Genomic DNA, 8,471 nt, shown 5'->3' with positions numbered 1-8,471 from the left:
CCCTGACTTTGAGCCGCACTTCCCCGCTCAAACAACTCATCCACCGACTGGGCCACCCCAACCTGAGGAATTAGCAGGAGAGACAAGCCCAACACCCATGCCATCACTGTGCGCGTCACCATCGACCGAGACCTCCAACAAACCTGATTCCAGTATAGTAGGCAGTAGGGGGGAGGGCGACCACAAGGGTTCGCTCAAAAATATCGTTAGGGGGTTGGGCGACCACAAGGGTTCGCCCCTACTCGAAAATATCGTTAACCGTTAATGCCAGTTCAGGAAATGCCCCTGACTCAACCCGGTCTTCTTCTCGAAATTGCTTCACTTCATACTCCCCATCAACCATCGTATAAATTGAAAGAGTTGGCGATTTGGGATTGCCAATAAACCGCCGTCCTCCCAATCCCAAATAATCGACAATCCAATATTCTGGTATCCCCATTCCCTCATAGTCGGCTAGCTTCCGTAGATAGTCATTTTTCCAGTTTTGACTCACGACTTCTACCACAAGCTGCACCGAACTCCCCGACGTCACAATTGACTCTTTTTGCCAGCGAGGTTCCTTAGCCAACTCCTCCTTATCTAGTACAATCACGTCTGGCTGATACCCTGATTCGGTCTCCAGGGGTTTCAATAAACAGGCACCGGGAATCGAGTACGGTAATTTGAGCCGTCTGATTTCAACATGAAGTTCTCCGGTGATACATCCTGTGATGTTGGAGTGGGTTCCAGTGGCTAACGGCATTTCGATAATGGTTCCGTCGTAGAGTTCGTATTTGCAGTCTGCATTTTCGGGATACCAGGCCACAAATTCATCGAAGGACACGGGTTTTGTAATTGTCTGAATCATGGTTATTTTGAACGTCTAAGACTCGGGTTCACTGTCTATGGTCACATCTTGCAATTCTTCATCAAAACGGACATAGAGGACATTGGGGCGACAGCAGACTTGGCAATCTTCGACATAGGATTGTTGCGCCCCGGCACTCCAGTCGACAAAGGTACTGTTTTCCTCGCCACAATAGGCGCAGCTGTAGGTTGCGGTGTTTTGCATGGGGTTGTCTCTGGGATCAGTTCGAGTTGGCCTGGCGTTCACATTCGCGTTTTGTTACCTCATGGCGATAGCGAAACATATCTCGGAGACGATCGCCGACAAACCAACCCAGCAAGGGTTCCGAGAGGGGCGACAAGGGGATTTCATAGGTAATACTATCGGTGAGGCGGGTTTGGCCGTTGTCCTCGCTGAATTGGTGGCGATGTTGCCAATAGTCCATGGGGCCGTCGAGTTGTTCGTCGGTGAAGAGATAGGGGCGATCGCACTCCGTATGACGGGCCAACCAGGTGACGGGAAACGGCCCGAGATAAATCTTAAACTCCGTCATCGCCCCCACATCTAAGCCGCCTTCGCGTCGCACCACCTCAACGGGTTGCCAAGGGGGAGTTAGAATTTGCAGAATATCAGCTCGTTCGTGAAACTGCCAGACGGTTTCAATCGGTGCGTCAATTTGGCTCGAATAGGTAAATGTCAGCATAATTGCCCCAGTTTGTACTTCTCATCCTACCGCGATCGCCCCCATGACTCAATCCACTCGTTCTTTGCGAGACTCCCTCGTTCTCTATCTCCTTCTTAGCATCATCGCCCTGATGATGCTATTTCCCCTTCTCTGGCTGTTGAGTACGGCCCTCAAATCTCCCCAAGAAAATCTCTTTCAAATTCCGCCTCAATGGATTCCCCAACATCCCACCTTGGAGAATTTCGTCACGGTCTGGACCAGTCAACCCTTTGGCCGCTATCTTTTTAATAGTAGTTTTGTTGCGGTCTGTACCGTTGTCTGTAATCTCCTTTTTTGTTCCCTCGCCGCCTATCCCCTAGCTCGACTGGAATTTCGCGGGCGAGGGGTGATTTTTGCCGGTATCCTGGCGACTCTCGCCATCCCTTTTCAAATCATCATGGTTCCCCTCTATGTCTTGACGGTACAATTGCGCTTAAACAACACCTATTTAGGGATTATGTTTCCCTATTTGGCGGGCGCGTTTGGTATCTTTCTCCTACGTCAAGCCTTCGCGGCGGTTCCCAAGGAACTTGAAGAAGCTGCCCGCATGGATGGCTGTTCTGAATTGGGAATTTGGGGTCGAATTATGCTTCCGGCAATTCGTCCAGCCCTGGTCACGTTAGCGATTTTTACGTTTATTGGGTCTTGGAGCGATTTTCTCTGGCCACTTATTGTTTTGGATCGTCCAGAACTTTATACGTTACCTCTCGGGGTTGCTCAACTTTCTGGGGCATTTTCCCTCGATTGGCGACTCATTTCTGCTGGGGCAATTCTCTCGATTGTTCCTGTTTTAGTTCTCTTTGTTTTGGTTCAGCGTTATATTATTTCGACGAATGCTAGTAGTGGAATTAAGGGGTGATAGCTTCTCGAAAATGGTGCGTTCCGGCAAGGTTTAAGTGAGTCGTCTAATGTCAAAGTTAGCGGATGCCGGAACACACCCTACCACGTTTTTCTGTTCCCTGTTCCCTGTTCCCTGTTCCCTTCTTCTTAAACCATGACTCCTAACACTAATTATCTCGATAAATGCCTAAAAGAAAAAGCCGATAAAAATGAAAAAGACCGTCAAAGAATACTCAAAGATGTTCAAGCATGGCTCGACGAATTTGGTTCAGAGTATGGAGTTCAGCAAGCCTATATTTTTGGTTCCCTGACCTATCCCAATCGATTTCATGAGGAATCGGATATCGATATCGCCGTGGAACAAGCTGATCCGGTGGGCTTCTTTTCTATGATTAGCTTTCTCATGACGGATTTCAACCGAGATGTGGATGTGATACCCTTAGATAAATGTCATTTTGCTGACAAAATTCGCAAAACCGGAGTGTTATGGACGAACAAAAACGACGTGTCTTGACCATTGATTTAAATGCTCAAATGAGATGACGAAACACGCCTAAAAAATACAGAAAACGGTGCGTTCCGGCAAGTATTAAGTGAGTCGTCTAATGTCAAAGTTAGCGGATGCCGGAACACACCCTACCACGTTTTCCGTTTGCCTTTAATGACAGATTGAAACCCTTGTTATAGTGGAAATATCCTCTTGGGTTCTCCTACAATTTTGTATGCAAAACTGCAAGAGTGTGTCGGGGAATTTCTCAGGCGGTTAGAGACTTGGAGTGAGGGCTAAACGGGCGGTTCCATAGGCGGCTTCCGTGTCTTGAGACGGAGTCACCGGAACACCGAGGCGGGCCTGTCGCAGTTGTTGCCAAGCGGCATTGTTGGCGCCACCGCCGGCGGTGTAAACTCGTTGCAGAGGCGTTGCACCGAGTTCTCCTAAACGCTGATAGCCCTGGGCTTCGATTCGGGCGATACTGTCGAGAAGTCCGTGGAGAAAGGCGACGGAATCCTCGGGTTTGGGGTCTAAGTTTGGGGGATAATTGGGGTCGTTGATGGGGAACCGTTCCCCCGGTTGCGTGAGTGGATAGTATTGCAGAGGACTGGGAGTTGTGGGGAGGCGATCGCTCAACTCTTGTAACTCCTGATTGCTGAAAAACTGCTGTAACACCGCCCCGCCGGTATTTGACGCACCCCCCGTTAACCATAACTCTCCTAAACGATGGCTATAAACCCCATAGCGGCTATCATCGACTCGCTGACGACTGAGGAGTTTTAAGACTAAGGTTGACCCGAGAGAGGTCACGGCATCTCCCGGCTGCTTGGCCCCACTGGCGAGAAACGCGGCTATGCTATCGGTGGTTCCGGCGTGAACCTGACAGTCGGGGGGAAGCCGAAACCGTTGTGAGATGGCTGATGTGATGGGTGCGATCGCCTCTCCTGGGGCCACCACCCGAGGAAGTCGGGGGCGATCTTGGGGAATCCAGTCGGGATAGACTAAAAATTCAGGATCATAGCCGAGTTTTAGGGTGTTGTGATAGTCACTAATCCCGAGTTGGCCATGGAGTCGGAAACTTAGCCAGTCGGCTTGATGGACAAAATAGCTGTTCGCTGTGGGGGAATGGGTTTGACGACTCCAGATGAGTTTACTAAAACTGGAGGTACTGCTGGCCGCCGGATGACGCGGGGGAACCCGCTGTTGCACCTCTGAGGCAACTGAGGCCACGGACATGGCCCGAGGGTCGTTGTAGAGTAGGATATCGGAGATGGGCTGTCCTCGCTGATCGCAGAGAAATACCGTTCCCGACGTTCCATTGACGGCGATCGCCGCCATCTGTTGCCGAAATTCCTCAGGAATGCGATCTAAAACAGTAGACAAGGCCCGCCACCACGCCTCGGGTGTTTGACGTTGCAACGCCACTCGTTGCGTCCAAACCGGAGTTGCGGCGGTATCAATCAGGATCGCCCGTACCCCCGATGTGCCAAAATCAACGCCAAGTGCATATCCCATTCTGATGTTCCTCCCTCAATCAAGATGCTGTGGATTTGACGATCGCCATCTGTACCTATAACGGCGAAACTCGTTTACCGCGAGTTCTCAATCGCCTCTGTGACAGCCGCCAACACACTCCCGAGTCCATCTCTTGGGAACTCCTAATTATCGATAATTGCAGTACCGACGCCACAACGGAAGTGGCTAGAGGCTACTGCGATCGCCTTCCCTTGCGAATTGTCTCAGAAACCCAGCCGGGCCTTGCTTTTGCCCGCCAACGGGCCATCGAAGCCGCCCAAGGAGAACTCGTTGGCTTCCTCGATGACGACAATCTCCCCGATGACGATTGGATTTCTCAAGCCGTAGCCTTCGGCCAACAGCATCCCCAAATTGGGGCCTACGGAAGTCGCATTCTCCCCGACTATAGTATCGAACCCCCGCCCAACTTCGATCGCATCGCCCCGTTTCTAGCCATCACCGATCGCGGTTCCGAACCCCGACGCTACCCCCCCGAAAAGCGACTCCTCCCCCCAGGGGCGGGATTAGTCGTCCGTCGCCAAGCCTGGTTAACCTCCGTTCCCCAACGATTAACTCTGGTTGGGCGGACAACAGATCTGGCCCTCGCCTCAGAAGACTTAGAAGCGTTAGTTTACCTACAACGCCAGGGTTGGGACATCTGGTACGCCCCCCAGTTACGAGTCCATCACCTCATCCCCCCCTGGCGACTCCAAGCGGATTATCTCTATACCCTAATGCGGGGAATTGGACTGAGTCGCTACCGAACCCGGATGTTAAGTTTTTCGCCCCTACTGCGTCCCCTGGCCCTGCTGGCTTATAGTCTCAACGATACTCGTCGCATCTTGCGTCATCTGTTGCGGTACCGAACCCAGTTGCGAGAGGATATCGTCGCCCAAGCCGAACTTCGTTTCTATATCGCCTGTCTCACCAGTCCCCTCTTTTTCTGGAAACAGCCGCAATCCCCCAAAACCCCCCCCGACACCCAAAAAACATAACGGTAAATCTCCCCAAAATTTTACCAAACCCCATCCCCCCCCTCTTGCCTTTTGCCTTTTGCCTTCTTCTCCCCTGTTCCCTCTTCCCATGTATTTCACCGTCGCCATTTGTACTTATAACGGAGAACACCGAATTCCTCAGGTGTTAGAGGCGTTAGCCCGACAGCAAGGAACCGAGTTGATCACCTGGGAGGTGTTGGTGGTGGATAATAATAGTCGCGATCGCACCGCAGAGGTCGTCAAAACCTATCACTGGGACGATTATGCCCCAGCCAATAGCCGCTTGCGATGGGTGTTTGAACCTCGCCAGGGAACCACTCACGCCCGTCGTCGGGCCATCGAAGACGCCGCCAGTGAGGAGTGGGTGGGATTTCTCGATGATGATAATCTGCCCGCTGAAACCTGGGTTCGGGAGGCGTTTCAATTCGGCTGCGATCGCCCGGAAATTGGGGCATACGGCGGCATTATTCACCCGAAACTCGATGCCCCCCCTCCTGACTATTTTGATGCTGTTAAACGGCGTTTAGCGGTCTATGATCGCGGCGATCGCCCGTTTTGTTACGCCCGAACCGCCACCCCCCGAATTGTTCCCGCCGCCCCCGGTTCGGTGGTTCGCAAACGGGCCTGGCGAGAGTCGGTTCCCCAAACTCTCCGTTTACAAGGGCGAGATGAGGCGGGGAAAACCTATGTCGGGGCTTGTGAGGATTTAGAAGCCCTCTTTTATATGCAAAATAGTGATTGGCAAATTTGGCATAATCCCAAAATGGAGGTTTGGCATCATTTACCGGAATCTCGTTTTCAGCGAGATTATTTACTGAAAATTTCTCGTACAGCAGGGTTATCGAATCATGCGTTGCGAATTGCCCGTTTAGGGGCTAAGGTTCGGTGGTTGATGCCTCTCTATTTCCTCTCGGATGGACTCAAGTTAGCTCAATGTTATCTAACGCATCGTGGCGACTTTGATGATGATATCGTGAAAGCTTGTGATTTGCAAGAGAAGATGGGTCGTTTTTTGAGTCCGTTTTATGTGTGAAAATTTATGGCGGATGATGTCCGTTGCGGTAGGGGCGAAAATCCCCTCCTGGGAGGGGCTAGGGGTGGGTTCCCCTACCATTTGGTATCCACGGCAACACTTCACACCTAATATTCTGAATACCCAACATTTTCAGCCGTCATCGGAGGATTGACAACAAGGATGAAACTGGCTTATACGACCATTTATGATGTCCGCGATCGCCGCTGTTGGCCCGCCACTCAGTTAGGCTTATGTCAAGCTGGCTTAGCCATCGCCCAAACTCTCGAAACATTGGGGTTCACTATTGAGTATGTGGGCGGTTTAACGAAACCGCGATCGCTCATCACCAAGCTAAAATGGGAATTTTATAATAAAGTTCAACAGCGAGACTATTATCGTTGGGCAGAACCGGCAATTGTGCGCGATTATAATCGTCAAGTTCAAAGCCAACTCAATGCAATTGACTATGACTTGATTTTGGCTGCCGAGAATTGTTTGCCCATCGCCACTCTCGCCCCCAAAACGCCAATGGTGTTGTGGACAGATGCCCCCCTCTCGGCGTTAATGGACTATTATCCCTATATGAGTAACCTTTGTCGCGAGACTCGCCAAAATATCTATAAAGTTGAAAAACAGGCAATCAACCGCTGTTCTAAGGTTGTTTATGCCTCCGATTGGGCGGCGAATCACGCCATTTCAACGTATAAACTTCCATTATCTAAAGTTGCTGTGATTCCTTGGGGGGCGAATTGGCAAGAGATGCCCAATGAGGCGGAAATTCAGGCGGCGATCGCACAACGCCCCCAAGATATTTGTCAGTTATTATGGGTTGGTGTAGATTGGACTCGTAAAGGGGGAGATATCGCCCTCGCGGTCAGCGACTGGCTGAATCAAAATGGCATCCCCACTCAGTTAACTGTTGCGGGAATTGTTCCTGATTCTATTTTGGAAAAAAATCCCCAAATTCGCTATGTTGGCTATCTCGATAAAGACAATTCTCAGCAATATCAGCAACTCAAGGAACTGTTCTTAAATTCCCATTTCTTTATTCTCCCGGTTCAAGCTGAAAGTTACGGTCATGTGTTTTGCGAAGCCCAAGGATTTGCCCTTCCTTGTATTACGCATCAAACTGGAGGGATTGCCAGTATTCTTCAAGACCCCAAAACGGGCTGGTGTTTGCCTATAAATAGCCCTATTGAACGCTATGGACAGCTTATTTTAGATACGTTTAAAAATCCAGTACAGTATAAGATTATCGCCCAAGCTGCCTATGACAACTATCAAATGTCTCTCAACTGGAAAACCGCCTGTCATTCCTTGACCAAAATCCTCGAAACTCTGTAAAAAAAGCCACGAAAAATGCCAAAAATTTAGAGTTTAGGCTATAAATTTTTGGCATAAAAACGACAAGAAATTGCCCCATTCCTCGTGACTTGGCTCCAGTCAAGTCATGGTCTTTGGGAGGCTCTGCCTCCCGAGTGCAGGCGGCAGAGCCGCTCAGAGTCTGTGTCACGGCTTCAGCCATGACACCAGGACATCACGAATAGCAAATCCGCAGAAAAAACAATAATTTTAAAGGGTCTTCAGGATATACGGTGTAATTTGTTGCATGGGATACCAAATTGTAGGGGCGAAAAATTTTTCGCCCCTACGGCAAGGGGTATAATCTGCCATAAATTTTTCTTATAACCATGAACCCTGAAGACCAATTTTAAAACACTTGATTGACCTATATTTTGCCATGAAAATTGCCTATTTAACTGAATTTAATCTCAACGAATTTAATCCTAAAACCCTACCCCGCAACAAACTGGGTCATGGACAAAAATGTAAATCCATCTTCGATGCCCTCAGCCACCATCATAGCGTCATCTCTGTCCATAACCTCGACAAACACCGGGAACAGACCGCCCTATTTCCCAAACTCAAACGTCGCTATCATAAACTTCGGCAAAACACCTATCTTACTTGGACAGAACCTCAATTTAACCGAGACTATGGGCGACAACTGCAACGCCAATGCGATCGCCTCAACCCCGATCTGATCCTAACCTCAGATAGTAACC

The 8,471-nt window shown here is 49.9% G+C and carries 10 protein-coding genes; 6 read left to right on the top strand and 4 right to left on the bottom strand.

Features of this window, described 5'->3' with window-relative positions; translation table 11 throughout:
- Window positions 1-238: 238 nt before the first annotated feature.
- The 3 genes from R6U67_RS14280 to R6U67_RS14270 are packed head-to-tail and all read right to left on the bottom strand — an operon-like array spanning window position 239 to window position 1,529.
- The gene (locus tag R6U67_RS14280) at window positions 239-847 is read right to left on the bottom strand and encodes a Uma2 family endonuclease (protein ID WP_410253167.1); all 609 of its coding nucleotides are present in this window, start codon (window positions 845-847) and stop codon (window positions 239-241) included.
- A gap of 15 nt (window positions 848-862) precedes the next feature.
- Entirely contained in the window at window positions 863-1,051 is a 189-nt protein-coding gene (locus tag R6U67_RS14275) for a CPXCG motif-containing cysteine-rich protein (RefSeq protein WP_410253166.1), read from the bottom strand.
- 16 nt (window positions 1,052-1,067) lie between these two features.
- The gene (locus R6U67_RS14270; protein ID WP_410253165.1) at window positions 1,068-1,529 is read right to left on the bottom strand and encodes an SRPBCC family protein; all 462 of its coding nucleotides are present in this window, start codon (window positions 1,527-1,529) and stop codon (window positions 1,068-1,070) included.
- A gap of 43 nt (window positions 1,530-1,572) precedes the next feature.
- Between R6U67_RS14270 and R6U67_RS14265 the strand changes: the two genes are divergently transcribed.
- Window positions 1,573-2,409 carry a carbohydrate ABC transporter permease gene (locus R6U67_RS14265; protein ID WP_410253164.1) on the top strand — a complete coding sequence of 279 codons (837 nt, stop codon included), beginning with the start codon at window positions 1,573-1,575 and terminating at the stop codon, window positions 2,407-2,409.
- 135 nt (window positions 2,410-2,544) lie between these two features.
- Complete coding sequence (locus R6U67_RS14260) at window positions 2,545-2,904, top strand: nucleotidyltransferase family protein (protein WP_410253163.1); 360 nt, start codon at window positions 2,545-2,547, stop codon at window positions 2,902-2,904.
- Window positions 2,905-3,153: 249 nt separating this feature from the next.
- Here R6U67_RS14260 and R6U67_RS14255 read toward each other — a convergent pair whose 3' ends face one another.
- Window positions 3,154-4,395: an FGGY-family carbohydrate kinase gene (locus tag R6U67_RS14255; protein ID WP_410253162.1), complete on the bottom strand. Its 1,242-nt coding sequence runs from the start codon at window positions 4,393-4,395 to the stop codon at window positions 3,154-3,156.
- A gap of 29 nt (window positions 4,396-4,424) precedes the next feature.
- On the opposite strand from R6U67_RS14255, the gene hpsE (R6U67_RS14250) reads away from it, so the two are divergent.
- From hpsE (R6U67_RS14250) to R6U67_RS14235, 4 genes are all read left to right on the top strand, one after another.
- Window positions 4,425-5,390, top strand: coding sequence for a hormogonium polysaccharide biosynthesis glycosyltransferase HpsE (gene hpsE, locus R6U67_RS14250; RefSeq protein ID WP_410253161.1), 966 nt, complete (start codon window positions 4,425-4,427; stop codon window positions 5,388-5,390).
- Between the two features lie 58 nt (window positions 5,391-5,448).
- Window positions 5,449-6,423 (top strand): hormogonium polysaccharide biosynthesis glycosyltransferase HpsE, encoded by a 975-nt coding sequence (gene hpsE, locus R6U67_RS14245; protein WP_410253160.1) that lies wholly within the window; start codon window positions 5,449-5,451, stop codon window positions 6,421-6,423.
- A 162-nt stretch (window positions 6,424-6,585) separates the two neighbouring features.
- Window positions 6,586-7,749 carry a glycosyltransferase family 4 protein gene (locus R6U67_RS14240; protein ID WP_410253159.1) on the top strand — a complete coding sequence of 388 codons (1,164 nt, stop codon included), beginning with the start codon at window positions 6,586-6,588 and terminating at the stop codon, window positions 7,747-7,749.
- Between the two features lie 397 nt (window positions 7,750-8,146).
- A partial coding sequence (locus tag R6U67_RS14235) for a hypothetical protein (RefSeq protein ID WP_410253158.1) occupies window positions 8,147-8,471 on the top strand: 325 nt, incomplete at its 3' end.

The sequence above is a fragment of the Sodalinema sp. genome (genome assembly GCF_046483825.1).
Lineage (GTDB): Bacteria > Cyanobacteriota > Cyanobacteriia > Cyanobacteriales > Geitlerinemataceae > Sodalinema.
This window is presented reverse-complemented; position numbering and strand designations above follow the sequence as displayed.

Bases quoted from the DNA above. Each gene is read 5' to 3' on its own strand.
- R6U67_RS14240 (WP_410253159.1), top strand. From the start codon at position 6,586: ATGAAACTGGCTTATACGACCATTTATGATGTCCGCGATCGCCGCTGT.
- R6U67_RS14270 (WP_410253165.1), bottom strand. From the start codon at position 1,529: ATGCTGACATTTACCTATTCGAGCCAAATTGACGCACCGATTGAAACC.
- R6U67_RS14255 (WP_410253162.1), bottom strand. From the start codon at position 4,395: ATGGGATATGCACTTGGCGTTGATTTTGGCACATCGGGGGTACGGGCG.
- R6U67_RS14275 (WP_410253166.1), bottom strand. From the start codon at position 1,051: ATGCAAAACACCGCAACCTACAGCTGCGCCTATTGTGGCGAGGAAAAC.
- R6U67_RS14265 (WP_410253164.1), top strand. From the start codon at position 1,573: ATGACTCAATCCACTCGTTCTTTGCGAGACTCCCTCGTTCTCTATCTC.
- R6U67_RS14280 (WP_410253167.1), bottom strand. From the start codon at position 847: ATGATTCAGACAATTACAAAACCCGTGTCCTTCGATGAATTTGTGGCC.
- R6U67_RS14260 (WP_410253163.1), top strand. From the start codon at position 2,545: ATGACTCCTAACACTAATTATCTCGATAAATGCCTAAAAGAAAAAGCC.